This is a genomic window from Pontibacter sp. JAM-7, assembly GCF_048548695.2.
Classification (GTDB): Bacteria; Pseudomonadota; Gammaproteobacteria; order Pseudomonadales; family Balneatricaceae; genus Neptuniibacter.
In genome coordinates, this window is the sequence record NZ_JBLYIF020000005.1 from 1 (window position 1) to 17,749 (window position 17,749).

Here is a 17,749-nt window from a genome sequence, read left to right on the forward strand (position 1 = left end):
AGAATTAACTGGGTATTTATCAATCATATAACAAGAAAAGCCATCCGACGCATACTGCGCGGCTGCTTTGAGCGTTATGCCCTCTAAGAGAATTTAGCTTCATGCCTGAACCCGATCCAGCAAGAATAATGACTTTTGCAACACCGAAAGATCTTGGTCAGTGGCTCAAGGTGAATCACAAAACCGAAAGTGAGTTGTGGGTGAAGATCTTCAAGAAAAATGCAGACATTCCTAGCGTGACTTGGGATGACGTTGTGATTGAGGCACTGTGTTGGGGCTGGATAGACGGCGTTAAGAAATCATTCGATGATCAAGCTTATTTCCAGAGAATTACTCCCAGGAAAGCTAAAAGTAACTGGTCCAAAAGGAACAGAGAGCATGCGGAGCGGTTGATATACGAGGGTCGGATGACAGAGGCTGGGCTCGTTCATATTAGTGCTGCCAAAGCTGACGGCCGGTGGGAGAATGCCTATACGGCAAGTGAAATGGAAGTGCCTCCGGACTTCATGGCAGCGCTCGAGAGCAAACCGAAGGCGAAAGGATTTTTTGAAAAACTCAATAAATCGAGTCGTTATGCGATCGCGTACGGATTGATAGGTGCTAAGAAGCCCGAAACCAGACAGAGAAGATTTGAGAAGTTCATGGATATGCTTACTCGTGAAGAGAAGCCGTAGTTTGTCTGCAAAAAACGAGAAAGGCATAACAAAACCATCCAACAGACGCGCCAAAGGCGCGCGCCGCTGATGGCAAGCGTTATACACAAAATAAGTCCCTCGCTACAACGTATAGGATATAAATTTGAACAAGCAACAACTCGCCGCCAAAATTTGGGAATCCGCCAACCAGATGCGGTCAAAAATCGAAGCCAATGAATACAAAGACTATATTCTGGGGTTTATTTTCTACAAATACCTGTCCGATCAACTTGTGCAATATGCCAAAGCGCAAGGCATGTCCGATGCTGATATTGCCAACCTAAGCGAAGACGATACAGAAACCGCTGACTACATCCGCAAAGAGTTAGGTTACTTTATCGCTTACGATAACCTGTTTTCTACGTGGTTAGAGCAAGGCCGTGATTTTGACGTGGCCAACGTGCGTGATGCCTTATCCGCCTTTGAGCGCCTCATCCACAACAATCACAAAAAACTGTTTGATGGCATTTTTACCACCCTACAAACCGGCCTAAGCAAACTGGGTGAAAGCGCGGCCAAGCAAACCAAAGCCATTAGCGATTTACTGCAACTGATTAAAGCCATCCCGATGGATGGCAAGCAAGACTACGACGTATTGGGTTATATCTACGAATACCTGATCGAAAAATTTGCCGCCAATGCCGGTAAAAAAGCGGGGGAATTCTACACCCCACACGAGGTCTCGCTGCTGATGTCTGAAATCATCGCGCATCACGTAAAAGACCGAAAAAAAATCGAAATATACGACCCCACATCCGGCTCAGGCTCGTTACTAATCAACATCGGCAACAGCGTGGCCAAACATACCGACAGCCAAGATAACATTAGATACTTCGCCCAAGAACTAAAGGCCAACACCTACAACCTCACCCGTATGAATCTCATCATGCGCGGTATTAACCCCAACAATATCGTCACCCGTAACGGCGACACCCTGGAAGACGATTGGCCGTATTTTGATGAGAACGACCCCATGGGTTCCTACAATCCGCTGTATGTGGATGCCGTGGTCTCCAACCCTCCGTACTCGCAGCAGTGGGACCCAGACCACAAAGAAAACGACCCGCGCTATTCCCGCTTTGGCTTAGCGCCCAAAACCAAAGCCGACTACGCCTTTTTGCTGCACGATCTTTATCACTTAAAACCCGACGGCATGATGACCATCGTATTGCCCCACGGCGTGCTGTTCAGGGGCGGTGAAGAAGGCACCATTCGCAAGCAACTGATTGAACAAAACCACATCGACGCCGTTATCGGCCTGCCTGCCAACATCTTTTTTGGCACCGGCATACCCACGGTGATTCTGGTATTACGCCAAAAGCGCGGCAGTATTGAACACCCACAAACCGACGTTTTAGTGGTTGATGCCTCCAAGCACTTTTTAAAAGTCGGCAAAAACAACAAACTGCAAGCCTCCGACATTAAGCGCATCGCCGATGCGGTCATCAACAGAGACAACATTCCCAAGTTCTCCGCACGGGTGAGTAAACAAACCCTGCGCGACAACGACTACAACCTCAATATTCCGCGCTATGTTGATTCTGCCCCCGCTGCCGAAAGCTGGGATTTACACGCCACCATGCTGGGCGGCATACCAGAGAGCGAAATCAGCCAGCTAGACGCCTACTGGCAAGCCTTTCCCAACCTGCGCAATACCTTATTCACTAACAAAAATAGTCACTACGCCGATTTAGCCATTGCCACCGATGACGTCAAAAACAGCATTACCGAGCACTCAGAGGTCAAGCAATTCGCGCAGCGTTACACCAATGCCTTTGCCGATTTTAACGACTATTTAAATGAGCAATTAATCGCACCCCTTCAAACAGCTGCGCACAGCATTAATATCGCCCAACACGAAGGCGTATTAAGCCATGCGCTGTTTGCGCGGCTAGAAAATACAGTCATCAACGGCATTGCCTTAATCGACAAATACCACGCCTACCAACTGCTCAACAACCAATGGCAAACCATCGCCGCCGATGTGGAAATGCTGCAAACCGAAGGCTTTGCCACCAGCAAACGGGTAGACCCCAACATGGTCAACAAAAAGGTCAAAGGCAAAGACACCGAAGTGCAAGACGGCTGGAAAGGCCACATCATGCCCTTTGACTTGGTACAACAGACCTATCTGCATAACGAACTCAACGCCTTAACACAGCAAGAAAACCGCATTACTGAAATAGCCAGCGAGCTAGAAGCCTTGTTAGAGAGCTTTAGCGAAGAAGACAAAGCGCAAGACACAGTAAACGAGGCCGGCGACAAGTTTATCAATGCGGCGCTCAGCAAAGCCGCGAAAGCACTCAAGGCAGAATCCAAACAAGGCACTCGGTCCAGTTCCAGCCCGTTTGATGCCGCCAATTTGGATAACATGAGCTATGAAGCAAAAATCATGGCAGCCGACGCGCTAATCGATGAAGACAAAGCCCTGAAAAAAACCGTAAAGGCCGACGCAGAAGCGCTGCACCTGCTCACCAAAACCACCATCGAAGGCTTAAGCGACGAACAAGTGAATCACCTGCTGGAATGCAAATGGATAACGCCATTATTAGATGAACTCAGCCAATTACCCACCAACCTCATTCACGGCTTAACCAGCCAAGTGCAAAAGCTGGCAGTTAAATACGCCACTACCTATGCCGATGTCGACAAAGACATTCACAACACCGAGCAAGAATTGGCAGGCTTAATTGACGAACTCACCGGTAATGAATTTGATATGCAAGGCTTGGCGGAGTTGAAAAGCTTTCTCGGCAATGGAGAGCGCGAGTGAAAGCGATGAGGGAGCAAAACAATAATGTGCCTGCGATTCGGTTTGAGGGGTTTAGTGGGCAGTGGTTTACGCATGCTTTGCAATCTGTTGCCGATGTTTTAGATGGTGATCGTGGGGCTAACTATCCGAATGGTGATGACCTTCAAGTTAGTGGCCATACATTATTCTTAAGCGCTTCTAATATAACCTCGAAAGGATTTATGTTAGGTGTAAGTCAGTATATTAGTGAAGAAAAATCTAACAGCATGGGGAATGGTAAATTAGTTTTGGGCGATATTATATTAACGTCCAGAGGGTCAGTTGGGCACATCGGGTGGTACAGCGCGGAAATTAGTCAGCAAGTACCATTTGCCCGTATCAATTCTGGGATGTTGATCATACGCTCAAAAAAGCAAGTCGATCCTAGTGTGGTTGCTCAGTTTTTAAAGTCCCCAGCAGGTAAAAAGAAGATAGATTTAATAAGTTTTGGGAGCGCTCAACCACAACTAACTAAAATGAGTGTTTCAACGTATACCGTTAATTTGCCGAAAGAGAGAGATGAACAAACCAAAATCGGCCATTACTTCCAACAGCTCGACACCCTAATCGTCCAGCATCAAAAAAAGCACGATAAGCTGTTAAACATTAAAAAAGCCCTGCTCGAAAAACTATTCCCCAAACAAGGCGCCACCGAGCCAGAACTTCGTTTTAAAGGGTTTAGTGGGGCGTGGGAGGAGAGGAAATTGCTCTCAAATTTTGAACGAATAATCGATTTTAGAGGACGAACACCCAAAAAACTCGGTATGGATTGGAGCGAAGATGGTTACTTGGCACTTTCAGCCTTGAATGTGAAAAATGGCTTTATCGACTTTAATGCTGATGCAAATTTTGGAGATCAAGAGTTATATGACAAATGGATGTCTGGAAACGAACTTCATAAAAATCAAGTGCTTTTCACAACAGAAGCGCCAATGGGAAATGTGGCTCAGGTTCCAGACAATCAAAAATATATTCTTAGCCAGAGAACAATTGCTTTTGAAGTGAAAAAAAAGTTAATAGAAGATAATTTCTTAGCTGTAACATTAAGCTCTCCTTTAATGCAAAGGAAGCTAAGTTCATTGTCGAGTGGTGGGACTGCTCAAGGTGTAAGCCAAAAGTCACTAGCTTCAGTCAACGTTCTTGTTCCCAAGGATATTTTAGAACAAACCAAAATCGGCAACCTGTTCAAACAACTCGACACGCTAATCACCCAACACCAAACCCAGCTCAACAAACTGGGCAATATTAAACAGGCTTGCTTAGAAAAAATGTTCGTCTAGCATGAAAGTCAAAAGGAATAATACAGCATGACATTCACCAGCGAAGCGGCCTTTGAAGCCGCCTTAATCGACGAGTTAAAGCACAATAAAGGCTGGAAGAATGGCGTGTTGGTGAACGCCACCGAAGCGGATTTATTGCAAAACTGGGCAAAGATTTTATTTGAGAATAACCAGGGTATTGATCGCTTAAACGGTGTGCCGCTGACCGACACAGAAATGCAGCAAATTGTCGAGCAACTACGCGAGCTAAAAACCCCGCTCAAACTCAATGGCTTTATTAACGGCAAAACCGTATCGATTACCCGCGATAACCCCAACGACCCCTTACACCTGGGTAAAGAAGTCAGCTTAAAAATATACGACCGCCACGAAATATCCGGCGGCCAAAGCTATTACCAAATTGTGCAGCAACCGCGCTTTGCTAAAACCAACAAGATTTTAAATGACCGCCGTGGTGATGTATTGCTATTAATTAACGGCATGCCGTTGATTCATATCGAACTAAAACGCAGCGGTGTACCCGTCAGCCATGCCTATAACCAAATTGAAAAGTATTCCGCCGAGGGGGTGTTTACAGGCGTGTTTAGCCTGGTGCAGATTTTTGTTGCTATGACACCCACCGAGACCCGCTACTTTGCTAACCCGGGGCCAGACGGCCCGTTTAATCAGGATTATTATTTTCAGTGGGCCGATTTTAATAACGAGCCGATTAACGACTGGAAGGCCATCGCCGCCAGTTTACTGTCGATACCCATGGCGCACCAGTTGATTGGCTTTTATACCGTAGCCGATGGCTCCGATGGCGTACTTAAGGTGATGCGCAGTTATCAATACTATGCCGCCAATGCCATATCGGACAAGGTGGCCAAAACCCGTTGGGCTGCACCCAATCCTTTAGGTGGTTATGTGTGGCATACCACCGGCTCGGGTAAAACCCTCACCAGTTTTAAATCGGCGCAGTTGATTGCCCAATCCAAAGATGCGGATAAGGTGATATTTTTGATGGACCGCATCGAGCTGGGCGTACAATCACTGCGCGAATACCAAGGCTTTGCTGGGGATGATGAAGCCGTACAGGCCACCGAAAATACCAGCGTGCTGACCACCAAACTGAAAAGCAACGACCCCGCCAATACCTTGATTGTTAGCTCCATTCAAAAAATGAGCAATATCCAAGAGGCGGTAAATGACGAAGGCATCAGCCTGAACAGCGATGACATTGCCAGCATTAATGCCAAACGCTTGGTGTTTATTGTGGATGAGGCACACCGTTCGACCTTTGGCGACATGCTCATTACGATTAAACAGACTTTTCCCGGTGCCTTGTTTTTTGGCTTTACCGGCACGCCCATCCACGAAGAAAACCAAAAGAAAAAAAGCACCACCGCGATGGTGTTTGGTGATGAATTACACCGCTACAGCATTGCCGACGGCATCCGTGATAAAAACGTGCTGGGCTTTGACCCGTATAAAGTCACTACCTTTAAAGATGCCGATTTACGCCGAGAGGTGGGCTTAATAAAAGCCAAAGCCAACACAGAAGCCGAGGCGCTGAACGATCCGAAAAAATCGGCGATTTATTACCGTTACCTCAATGAGGTGCCCATGGCGGGTAAAACGGATGATGCAGGCAACTATGTAAAAGGCATTGAAGATGATGTTCCACAGTCACAATATGGTGAACAGCACCAAAAGCAGGTGGTAGCCGACATCCTCGATAAATGGCCGACCCTGAGCCGTAATAATAAATTCCACGCCTTGCTCGCCACCCACAGTATTAGCGATGCGATTAAGTACTACCGCCTGTTTAAGCAAGCCAATACAAGCTTAAACATTACGGCACTATTTGACCCGAATATTGCCGAGGGTGACGATTACCAAACCAGCGGTGCGTTTAAGCAAGCCGGTCTGGTTGAAATTCTGGAAGACTATAACCAGCGCTTTGGCCACGATTTCAGCTTGGCCAATCACGCTAAATTCAAGAAAGACGTGGCGGCACGCTTAGCCCATAAAAAGCCGTATTTACGCATTTATCAAACGCCCAACGAGCAAGTTCACTTGCTGATTGTGGTAGACCAAATGCTCACGGGGTTTGACTCAAAATGGTTGAATACCCTGTACTTGGATAAGGTGCTGACCTACGAGACGATCATTCAGGCCTTTTCCCGCACTAATCGCTTGTTTGGCCCAGACAAACCTTTTGGCACGATTCGCTATTACCGTTATCCGCACAGCATGGAGCGTAATATTAACGCCGCGGTGAAGTTGTATTCGGGCGATAAGCCGATTGGTCTATTTGCCGACCAGCTTGACACCAACCTGCGTAAAATGAATGAAGGTTTTGCCGATATTGAGGCATTGTTTTCACAAGCAGGCATCGCAAACTTTGAAAAACTGCCCGATGATAATGACGTGCGGGGGCAGTTTGCTAAACACTTCAGGCGCTTAAATGAGTTTTTGGAAGCGGCCAGAATTCAGCGTTTTAGTTGGGATTTTGATGCCCTAGCTGAGATTAGCAAGGTGACCCTAGACTTTGATGAGCAAACCTATTTGGTGCTGGCCTTGCGTTACAAAGAGTTGCCAAGCGGTGGCGGTGGCGGTGGTGGTGAAGACGAGGTGCCGTTTGATATTGCCAATCACTTAACCGAAATTGATACCGGTAAAATTGATGCGGATTATATGAATAGCCGTTTTCAAAAATACCTGAAAACCCTGCAAGCCGGTGGCGATAATGCCGACATTAACAACGCCGTCGCTGAACTGCATAAGTCGTTTTCCTCCTTGAGCCAGGACGAACAAAAGCAGGCCAATATCTTTTTAAACGACGTACAACGTGGCGATGTCACCCCAGAAGACGGCAAAAGCTTTAGGCAATACATCAGCGAATACCAATCCAGTGCCAAGCAAGAGCAAGTCAGCAAGCTTGTCAGCGCCATGGGTGTGGATGAAACCAAGCTAAAAGCCATGATGAATACCGGCATAGACGATGCCAATATCAATGAATTCGGCCGCTTTGATGCGTTAAAAGCCAGCGTCGATAAAGCTAAAGCCAAGGCGTATTTTGATGCATTGGAAAACACCAGCCTTTCGGTGTTTAAGGTGAATATTAAAGTGGATAAATTACTTCAGAATTTTGTCGTTAACGGTGGGTTTGATTTGTAAGGATAATGTGCTTAGTATCAAGTTTGAAGTGCGACAGGAATAATTAGATTCCATAGTACATCTCCTCTGGTGTCTTGTAGTTGAATCGTTTTCTTGGTCGTGAATTAAGCGCCAGTGCGATTCTGTCGCACTGCTGCTGCGTTACATCTTTCATGCTCTCTGTTTTAGGGAGATATTGCCGGATGAGGCCATTGATATTTTCATTACTACCGCGTTCCCAGGAATGGTACGGCGTAGCGAAATAGAATGTCGTATTGCAGCGACTTTCTATTTCTTTGTATTGATGAAACTCGGTGCCGTTATCTGATGTTATGGTTTTAAATACACTAGGATCTCTATTGATTAGCCTGATCGTTTTTTTATTCAGTGATCGGGTCGATTTGTTGTCGAGCTTTCCGATCATGACATAGCCAGTTTTACGTTCGAGTAAAGTCACTATGCAGTGATTGCTTCCGCGACCGTGAACAGTATCAATTTCCCAATGGCCCTTTGTTTTACGCATTTCAACAATTTTTGGTCGTTCGCTGATGTGACGCTTGTTGGCTAGGCGGCCACGGCTATCGTAGGCTTTATAGCGCTTACGACGCTGTTTTGAAGATTGACGCAAACATAGCCAGAGCTCACCTCCCTTAGGGAACCTGTGATCAAGTCCCCATCATGAGATAATTCTCAGACAAACAACCTGAGGAATGTTCGATGGATCACCAGCTCACCTTTTCCGATAGTGAATACCATAGCAAGCGCCGTCAAACTCGTAAGGAGATCTTTCTGGGGCGTATGGAATCGCTAATCCCTTGGCAGAGATTAGAGTCTGTGATCGAGCCCCATTGTCCCAAGGCCGGTAACGGCCGCCGCCCTTATCCGCTAGCAACGATGCTACGCATTCACTGCATGCAGCAGTGGTACAGCATGAGCGATCCCGCTATGGAAGATGCACTCTACGAGATTGCATCTATGCGAATTTTTGCAGGTCTATCATTGGACGCCCCCATTCCTGATCATTCGACGATTCTTAAATTCCGCCATTTGTTGGAGCGGCATGGCTTGGCACGCAAGATCTTTAAGGAGGTCAGCAACTGGCTGACCGAGGCTGGGGTGCTGGTAAAGGAAGGAACGTTAATGGATGCCACGATTATTGAAGCGCCCAGCTCAACCAAGAACAAAACGGGTGAGCGTGATCCTGAGATGCACCAGACCAAGAAGGGCAACCAATGGCACTTCGGTATGAAGGCCCATATCGGCGTTGATGCCAAAACCGGTTTGACGCACAGTTTTACCACCACTTCAGCCAGCGAGCACGATCTCAATCAGGCTGGGAACCTCCTTCATGGTGAGGAGGAGTTTATCTTCGCTGACAGCGGCTATCGCGGTGCAGAAAAGCGAGAAGAACTCGAAGATGTAGAGGCCGACTGGCATATTGCTGAGATACCTAGCAAGGTTAAAGAGCTGAAGAAGCACCCGCGAATCAACAAGGTTAAATTGAAGACCGAGTACCTGAAAGCCAGTATTCGAGCTAAGGTTGAACACCCGTTCCGGGTGATCAAATGTCAGTTCGGCTTTACCAAGGCACGCTATCGTGGTCTGGTGAAGAATGACGGCAAGCTGGCTATGTTATTTGCTCTAGCGAACATTGCTCGCGTGGATCAGATGTTGCGAGCGTAGGATAAGTCCGTCTGCATGCCGGGAAAATGGTGTGTAGACGTTCAATAATGGTTAATTACTGGCGACTATGCGGCTGAACAGTCTTGTTTCGCTGATGTTCTCAAAAGTAGGGACTTGATCACAGATTCCTTAGCTAAAGATGCGTAGGCTCTCACATAACAAAGCAATTAAAAAACGCCCACGAAAAGCTGTGGGCTGGACTCGCTAACGCTCGCCTTTTATTGCGGCGTTAATGTCCGCAATGTGCCGTTTGCTGTCCTCTTTGTCGCTATACGTCAATCGATCATCAGGGCTGCTAATCTACTCCGGACATTGGTGTTAACCGCCTTGGTTTAATAACCGACTGATCATTCCCGTCCGATAACTAGCGCTAGGCTATCGAGGTGTCAAATAGGGTGTTAACCACTTAATTGGGATAGCCTGCTTTTTTGCTGGTCAGGCGTAATAGCAGAATCAGCATACTGCCCAGTATGGTAAAACCCGCTGCTAGCCATAAACCCAGGTTATAACTGCCCAACTGCTCAGCCAGAATACCGGTCAAAAAAGGCCCCAGAATCTGTGCCACGCCATAGGACAGGGTCATTTTGCCCATTAATTTGGCGGGTTTGGTGGGATAGAAACGCCCGGCCATGGTCAGCACCAGGCTGACGATGCCGATAAAGGTGCCACCAAACAGGACAGCGCCAAACAGTGCAGCAGTCAGATTGTCATACATGGCCGGTAAAGCAATGCCGGCGAACTGCAACACATAGGCGATCAGCAGTGCGTTTAGCTCACCAATGCGCCGGGCAATATGATCCCAGAGAATGCAGGCGGGTGCCGCCGCCAGTCCCATGAGTAGAAATACCAGCTCGCCCTTGCCCTGCATCGTGGGTTGGCGTTCAACAATGGCGACAATAAATGTGGCGCTGATGACATAGCCATAACCGGCACAGAAGTAGGCCGCCAGCATGAGTCGCATAAAGCCGCGGGTTGGTGGGTTATCGACCATTGCCTGACCGCTACTGGTCATATGATGATTGGGTGGGCGTGGTAGCCAGCGCCAGGCGGGAATGGCAATTAATACGCCAATAGCGGTCAACATCCACCATTGTTCAGCCCAGTTGAAGTTGCTGGACATAACCAGCACCGCGACGGAAACAAAGGCGATACCTAAGCCGACACCGGCAAAATGCAGGCCGAGTTCACTGCGGTAGTGATGGCGCATTAGCCAGTTAAGCACCAGCCCGGAACCTATCAGCAGCCCGGCTGCACTGCTCAGCCCGGCAAAAAATCGCATCACTGACCAGAGAATAATGTTGTCAGCCAGTGCCATCCCAGCGGTTGTTATCAGCGCGACCACCAGACCGATGCGGTACAGGGTGTCTTTAAGCTGCAGGTTGCTGACACTGGCGGCAACCACAGCGCCGGTCATATAGCCCATATAGTTGATTGTGGCGAGCCAACCCCCCATCGCATCGCCCAGTCCGGTTTGCGTCATCATCACCGGTAACAGCGGCGTATAGGCAAAACGCGCAATCCCCAGCATCAGAATCAGGCTGAGTAAACCGGCGGTCAGAACCCGGGCCTTTTCCAGCCGGTCATGGGGTGTATGCATCTGTGACATGAATTTACTCGGTTTGAAATGGGAGCCTTAACCGATTATAAGGGTTAATCAGTTCTCTACAATTGATTATAAAAGAACAAAGTATCTCTAAAACAGAACAATTGTCAGTTACCGTCCGGGAGGTCGCCGTGGAAATGGTGAATTTAAAAACCTTTGTCGCCGTGGTGGAAAGTGGTGGTGTGCAGGCAGCCTCGAGGGTGCTGAATACCGTACAGTCTAACGTCACTGCTCGTATCAGACGCCTGGAAGAGGAGTTGCATGCGAGTCTGTTCTACCGCTCCGGTCGCAGCCTTAAACTGACCCCCGCCGGTAATCTGCTGCTGGATTATGCTGAAAAATTGTTGCATCTGGAGCAGCAGGCGGTTCAGGCGCTGCATCAAATGGGTTCAGCCAGTGGCGAACTGCGGATTGGTGCCATGGAGTCCTTTGCGGCGGGGCGTCTGCCGGGCTTGTTGCAAGCTCTGCGTCGTCGCCATCCCACACTGCAACCCCGTGTTAACAGTGCCAGCAGTGCCGAGTTGATTGATGCTGTGCTGGAACACCGGCTTGATTGTGCTTTTGTTGGCGGGCCGGTAGAGCATGAGTTGCTTGATGTGGCACCCGTGGTGACGGAAAAGCTGGTACTGGTGTCGGCGAAAGAAGGGGCTGTCGAGGACACTTTTATCATGTTCAGGCCGGGCTGTGCCTATCGACAACGCGCTGAAGCCTGGTTACAGGAGCGTGGCAAGGTGGCGACACAGGTGCTGGAAATGGGCACTCAGGAGGGCATTTTGGGCTGTGTTGCGGTTGGGTTGGGCATGACCATGCTGCCTCAGCATGTGGTAGAGCAATCCGCCTATTTTTCGGCTTTAAAACTCGAAACATTGCCGGCGCGCTATAGTGCGGTGCCTACGTTGTTGATTAGCCATCGGGATGCCATTTCGATGCTGGGAGTGGAAAGTATAAAAATGCTCATTGGCAGTGCGCTTCCAGTATGGGAGAGTGTGGCCTGATTGATATATAAATTTGATGCGCTACACCCTAAAAATCGCTTGTGGGTGGTGTGAAAAGTGTATTCAATTGCGCCAATTTTTTTCAGACTGAGGGTCACACATGAATGTGAATAAGATGCTGGTGGGAGCAGAGGAGTGGTGCCGTTTTCCTGATTTGGCAATCCCGGCGGTGAAAGCCCGGGTCGACTCAGGCGCGAAGACCTCTTCGTTGCATGCTATCAATATCGAGCCGTTCAAACGTGCTGGCGTGCCCTGGGTGCGGTTTGATGTTTGCCCGTTGCAGCATAATCGCAAAACCGTTCTGCATTGCGAAGCGCCTATCGTTGATCAACGCCGGGTGAAAAGCTCCAGTGCAACCACCGAAAAACGTTACGTGATTCGTACCACTCTGGGCGTGGAGGATTCCAGCTGGGAAGTGGAGCTGACCCTGACAGACCGCGATGCCATGGGTTATCGCATGCTGTTGGGGCGAGAAGCCATGGCCGGGCGGATTTTGGTGGACCCCAGTGCCAGCTTTTGTACCGGAAATATCACTGATGATGCCCTGAAAAGCATGTATCACGTGAAAAAACAGCCGCCCAGTGGTTTACGTATCGGCCTGTTGGCCAGTGATCCGAACCTGTACAGCAATCGGCGTTTGGTCGAGGCGGGCGAGCAACGTGGCCATGAGATGGTGTTTCTCAATATCAAGCACTGTTACATGAAAATGGATGCCGCGCAGCCCGAGGTTCACTACCGGGGCGGTAAGGTGCTGGATGTTCTGGATGCGGTGATCCCCCGCATTCGGCCTAGCATGACGTTTTATGGTTGTGCCCTGGTACGTCAGTTCGAATCCATGGGGGTTTATTGCTTGAATACGGCGGCGGCGGTTACCCAGTCCCGGGATAAGCTGCACTCCCTGCAACTGCTGCTGGAGAGTGGCATTCAGATCCCTATTACTGGCTTTGCAAACTCACCGTTAGAAACCGATGAGTTGATCAATATGGTGGGCGGCGCGCCGTTGATTGTAAAACTGCTGGAAGGTACCCAGGGTAAAGGGGTGGTGTTGGCAGAAACCAACAAGGCCGCAGAGAGCGTGGTTAATGCTTTTAAAAGCCTGAAAGCCAATATTCTGGTGCAGGAGTTCATCAAAGAGGCAGATGGTAAGGATATCCGCTGTTTTGTGGTGGGTAGTAAAGTTGTTTCTGCAATTCAGCGTGAAGCAGAACCGGGTGAGTTCCGAGCCAATATCCATCAGGGCGGCACCGCCAGTGTGATTAAACCCACTGTTGAAGAGAAACGGATTGCGGTACAGGCGGCCAAATGTATGGGGCTGAGTGTTGCCGGAGTGGATATTATCCGTTCCAGTAAAGGGCCGTTATTGCTGGAAGTGAACTCTTCCCCCGGTTTGGAAGGCATTGAAGGTGCCACGGGTAAGGATATTGCCGGCATGATGCTGGAGTCGATCGAACGTAAGTTACGCTGGAAGCGTGAGATCAGCTAAGACCAATAAAATGTTTTGCAAGGGGGCTATTCAGCCCCCTTGTTTTTTTGGGTATCCAAATTAAGTGCTTGGAACTCAAGCTTACAGGCAAGCCCTAATTATGTGGGTGGACAGAGTGATAGATTGTTTAGTTACTCGCATATAGAAATATGACCCAAATAAGCCAGTGCCTGACCGTTGAGAGGTCGGCTAACGACACAAAGCGGACATCGACATATTGTGATGTCAGCAATATGACAAACCTTGTCATACTGCCGATTGCGGGTAATCACTGTAATGTCGGTTTATAGTTAACGCGCTGCTTCAAGTGCGCCTTAATATCCAGAACAATCTTAAGCAGTATCACTAGCAAGATAACTGGTACAACATCCCCTAACATCATCGCTAAACCTCCTCCGAATATCAGAGTGACATGCATGAAAATAATGCGGCTGTATGGTTCAGTCACCTGTTGCTTTAATGTGCGGCCAATATATTCCTTTCGGCCAAGAAAATTGCGAAAAAATGAGTAACCATGACTAATGAGCAACCCGATAATTGCAGGCCAGAGGTACGACATCATTTCTGCTACTTCAGTTAATGAATCACCCGTTCCGTCAGGCTCAAATCCCTGAACAAACAACGAATATATGAAGAGGAAGTGAACGGCCATAAAACCAGAGTAATGCGCTATAAAGAAAACTCCCTGGAATACACCGCCTACCTTGTTGATAGTCGCCATCTTGCATACATTAAATATCCCGATCACTGCGCTTTCCGCCCAGTAAAGCACCATCACATCGGCTAATCGCCATTCCATAAACCACCAGCCAATAACAGGAATAAGGTTAGCGAGGATTAACAGAATTGATGAGCCAGAAACTACCGATATAGATTGGACAATGGCTTCGGTTTTTTCGTGTTTTTCCGATATTTGTTCTAAGGGGTCACTGGTTTTAGGAAAGGATTTGGGCTGACTATCAGTGACAGTTACCACATCATCGGTGATGATATTATCAGGGAAAGTGATACCCGTAGCTGCTTGTAATTTATACTTGATCTCCTCCATTCGGGTTTGATCAATAGCAGAGCCAAAATCGATCTGGGTGGCCCCTTCATTGAGTGCTATATGCGTCCCGCGCCACGATGTGCCTGACTTCTTGTCTGGTGTTTCTAATCGAACATTGCTGACACGCTTAGGATCTACTGGAACAAGGAACAACAACCCAGGTACTCCAAGTCCGATCTCAATACGGTCCGGGCTGGCTATTAGCACCTCTCTACCGAATAACACAACGAACAAAACCAGCGAAAGCCCGATAGGTACGAGTGACCATCCAAGCAGCCATGCGCTCAAAAAGATAGCCATGACAAGGTCCATCAGAGACTCTAATTTTATCCAGCTAGAACTTGCCATATCAAAAGCAAATATCGCCGGAATAGAAAAGGCTGTGAGCATTGCCGCTACGATAACAATCAGCATCCATGAGCGTTGAAAAGGTAAGACCTCTCTAAGCACACTGCCGCCTATTAACGGATGATCTAAAGCGAATCGAAAATTGGGTGGAAGTCGTTTAGGACGTTTCATTATGTATAACTCAAGGCAAATCGGATTGACTAGGAGCCTGTGAACAAGTCCAGGATTTTCTCTGCGGGCGAGAAATCAGCCTTATCCGCGAAAGGCAGCGCAGTGGAACGACAAGTCCTTTCAAAGCTGCCCGACAAAGCAGATGGCTGTTTTAGGGGCCGCGCCATGAGACTTTCAGAGTAACCGGTCTCTGCGTTACCGATTTTCGACAGGCAACCTGCATGCCTGTCATCGCTGTCTTGCTTTCAAATTGCTCTGAAAGCCGAGGCGCTTTGGACTTATTCGTAGCTTCTCTAATATTGTCTGCTCTACGTTTAGTTTTCCACGAAATTCACAGGTGAATCGCTGCCATTTTGTAGATTCCTCTCATCCATAAAATGCAATGTCTAATGTTGGCACATTGCGGAAGTTCTATCAGTATTGGCGTGAGATACCTAACCTACTATTTACTGCATCATGGACTCCAACCACTTAATTTAGGCACACATTAATTCAACGCGCCTCAATTCCGAAGTAACAGGATACCTTCAATCTTGATGAGATTCTCTAAGGTTATGGCTCCTCTGGTAACGCCTGCTACAGAGAAAATCTATTACGGCGCACATATCCCCTGTTTTTAGATCTGCATTGTTTTTCGAGGTTGTTTCTATCTGCACCTATATGCGTTTTTCTCTCTGACCGTGGTGGATAGACGGTTTGTTGCTGGCAATTTTTTGTCTATACATTGCCTATACTTTATCTCAGGCTTTAACGCATGCCAGAACGGCACGCCCATCCGGTGGTGGTTGTTTCAGGTGGAGATTGGTTATGACAATACGCTGCTTGGCGCGGTTAGCAGTATTGCTGGTTATGCCGCCGTATTCAGTGGCAGTGGGGGCTGAGTTGTTGGTGGGCAAGGTCTGTCCGGTGCAGTTTCAACAGCAAAGCCTGGGGATTCTGGTTTTCTCTCAACCCTGGTATCACAGTAGTCGGCAGGGGGCGGCGTATATTGCCAGTGATAATGCTACCGGAGTCGGGTTAGAGATTCATTTGTTTGCGAGTGCGCAGGGCACTGTGGTGGGGCGTAACCTGGCGGTATGTGACCGTTATCGCCTGTTACAGGTGCGCAATACTAATACCACGGCGCGATTGTTTCCTGGCGAGCGGGCGTTACAGGTAGATGTTCCGCCCGGTGCCGACAATCCGTTTTATGATACCGCGCCTCTGGAACATGGTTATGGCATGCACCTGACCCCAGAGGATGATGCGGATAAGCCCTGGCAAGGCAGGCAGCAGAGGGCATCTACAGTGGCCATCTATGACACGCCATATATCTCTGATAGCTACGGCGTAGAAGGTAAGGACATTCAGGCAACGTTTGAAACCTGTGCAGTCTGCCAGCGACAAGATGACTTCGATTTGGTGCTGGCCTGTGGTGAATGGGGGTACATGCGCGAGTATATGGGGGGAATGACCGGTTGGGCAGAGCCTGAATTTATCGGTGTCAGTTGCAGGAGTCAGCCGTCGAAAAGCTTTCGGCAAGCACTGGATTCTTCCCACCTTATCGAATACAGCTTTTGGGAGGACTGGCGTCCGGTCTTTAGTTGGCAGTCAGCCAGGGATGGTCATGCACGCTATTGAGCATATGATCAATAAACAGGCGTACCCTTGGGTTGAGGTGCCGTCGACTCGGATATAGGGCATGGATCTGTACCGGTTGCAGCTGATAGGCGTCGAGCACCTGAACCAGGTCACCGGATTTCACCAGTGCGGCACAGAATGCTTTTGGCATCCGGCCGATACCAATATTCTGCAACACCATCTCACGGCAGAAACTCAGGCTATTGGCGCGCATGCGGAAATCAATTTGTATCGGTTTATCATCATTCCAGTTACAGAATGACCAATCAGAATGGCTTAGCAGCCCTGCAATACAGCGGTGTTGTGGCAGGTCTCCCGGTGTTTCAGGGGTACCATGGCGTTGCAGATATGCTGGGCTGGCATAAAGGGCAAGCTCTGATTCGGCAATTTTGCGACCGATAAGGCTGGAATCTGCCAGCTCTCCCACCCGTAATGCCAGATCAATGCCTTCCTCAACCAGATCTACCAGGCGAGCACTGAGCTCCACATCCAGCTGAATGCCCGGGTGCATCTCCATAAATGAACCGATCACATCATTCATGATAAAGATGCCCATCTCTGGTGGCATGGTGATACGCAGCCGACCTTTGGGCTCATGGCGTCTAGCCGCGATTTGGTCGGCAATATGCGACAGCTCATTGAACAGCGGCAGGCAACGATGATAGAGATCTTGACCCTCTTCAGTCAGATTGAGCTTGCGAGTTGTACGCTGCAGCAGGCGCACGCCAAGTTCATCTTCAAGTTGGGCAATACGGCGGCTGATCGTGGATTTCTGCAGGTTGAGCTGATCGGCGGCGGCGGTGAAGCTGTTTTGCTCTATGACGTGGATAAAGAGGCGGATATCGTTAAGGTTCATCGGGTGGTTGTCAGCATCCGGCTAGATAGGGCAGG

11 protein-coding genes and 1 pseudogene are annotated in these 17,749 nt (G+C 48.6%); 8 read left to right on the forward strand and 4 right to left on the reverse strand.

Annotated elements, in window-relative coordinates:
- Positions 1–101 precede the first annotated feature (101 nt).
- The 4 genes from ACFVYJ_RS07820 (at position 102) to ACFVYJ_RS07835 (ending at position 7,928) form a co-directional block, all read left to right on the forward strand.
- Entirely contained in the window at positions 102–674 is a 573-nt protein-coding gene (locus tag ACFVYJ_RS07820; protein WP_419415880.1) for a YdeI/OmpD-associated family protein, read from the forward strand.
- Between the two features lie 124 nt (positions 675–798).
- Positions 799–3,468 carry a type I restriction-modification system subunit M gene (locus ACFVYJ_RS07825; RefSeq protein WP_419415879.1) on the forward strand — a complete coding sequence of 890 codons (2,670 nt, stop codon included), beginning with the start codon at positions 799–801 and terminating at the stop codon, positions 3,466–3,468.
- Positions 3,469–3,473: 5 nt separating this feature from the next.
- Positions 3,474–4,766, forward strand: a complete 1,293-nt coding sequence (locus ACFVYJ_RS07830; RefSeq protein WP_419415884.1) for a restriction endonuclease subunit S — start codon at positions 3,474–3,476, stop codon at positions 4,764–4,766.
- Between the two features lie 27 nt (positions 4,767–4,793).
- Entirely contained in the window at positions 4,794–7,928 is a 3,135-nt protein-coding gene (locus tag ACFVYJ_RS07835) for a type I restriction endonuclease subunit R (RefSeq protein WP_419415878.1), read from the forward strand.
- Positions 7,929–7,971: 43 nt separating this feature from the next.
- Here the strand turns inward: ACFVYJ_RS07835 and ACFVYJ_RS07840 are convergent.
- Positions 7,972–8,556, reverse strand: a pseudogene (locus tag ACFVYJ_RS07840) (IS30 family transposase); the annotation flags it as partial.
- A 68-nt stretch (positions 8,557–8,624) separates the two neighbouring features.
- Between ACFVYJ_RS07840 and ACFVYJ_RS07845 the strand changes: the two are divergent.
- On the forward strand, positions 8,625–9,590 hold the full coding sequence (locus ACFVYJ_RS07845; RefSeq protein WP_419415877.1) for an IS5 family transposase: 966 nt from the start codon (positions 8,625–8,627) through the stop codon (positions 9,588–9,590).
- Between the two features lie 406 nt (positions 9,591–9,996).
- Here the strand turns inward: ACFVYJ_RS07845 and ACFVYJ_RS07850 are convergent, their stop codons facing one another.
- The gene (locus tag ACFVYJ_RS07850; RefSeq protein ID WP_419415876.1) at positions 9,997–11,196 is read right to left on the reverse strand and encodes a YbfB/YjiJ family MFS transporter; all 1,200 of its coding nucleotides are present in this window, start codon (positions 11,194–11,196) and stop codon (positions 9,997–9,999) included.
- A 134-nt stretch (positions 11,197–11,330) separates the two neighbouring features.
- Here ACFVYJ_RS07850 and ACFVYJ_RS07855 point away from each other — a divergent pair, with 134 nt between their 5' ends.
- Together ACFVYJ_RS07855 and rimK are read left to right on the forward strand one after the other, a co-directional pair.
- Positions 11,331–12,188, forward strand: coding sequence for a LysR family transcriptional regulator (locus ACFVYJ_RS07855; protein ID WP_419415883.1), 858 nt, complete (start codon positions 11,331–11,333; stop codon positions 12,186–12,188).
- Between the two features lie 100 nt (positions 12,189–12,288).
- Positions 12,289–13,671, forward strand: coding sequence for a 30S ribosomal protein S6--L-glutamate ligase (rimK, locus tag ACFVYJ_RS07860; RefSeq protein WP_463255121.1), 1,383 nt, complete (start codon positions 12,289–12,291; stop codon positions 13,669–13,671).
- A 268-nt stretch (positions 13,672–13,939) separates the two neighbouring features.
- Here the strand turns inward: rimK and ACFVYJ_RS07865 are convergent, their stop codons facing one another.
- Positions 13,940–15,238 (reverse strand): DUF6498-containing protein, encoded by a 1,299-nt coding sequence (locus ACFVYJ_RS07865; protein WP_419415875.1) that lies wholly within the window; start codon positions 15,236–15,238, stop codon positions 13,940–13,942.
- A gap of 807 nt (positions 15,239–16,045) precedes the next feature.
- Between ACFVYJ_RS07865 and ACFVYJ_RS07870 the strand changes: the two genes are divergently transcribed.
- Entirely contained in the window at positions 16,046–16,858 is an 813-nt protein-coding gene (locus ACFVYJ_RS07870; protein WP_419415874.1) for a hypothetical protein, read from the forward strand.
- On the opposite strand, the gene ACFVYJ_RS07875 is transcribed toward ACFVYJ_RS07870, so the two are convergent.
- A complete protein-coding gene (locus ACFVYJ_RS07875) occupies positions 16,818–17,714 on the reverse strand; it encodes a LysR family transcriptional regulator (protein ID WP_419415873.1) in 897 nt (298 codons plus the stop codon). The two genes, ACFVYJ_RS07870 and ACFVYJ_RS07875, sit on opposite strands and share 41 nt — an antisense overlap.
- Positions 17,715–17,749: the final 35 nt, after the last annotated feature.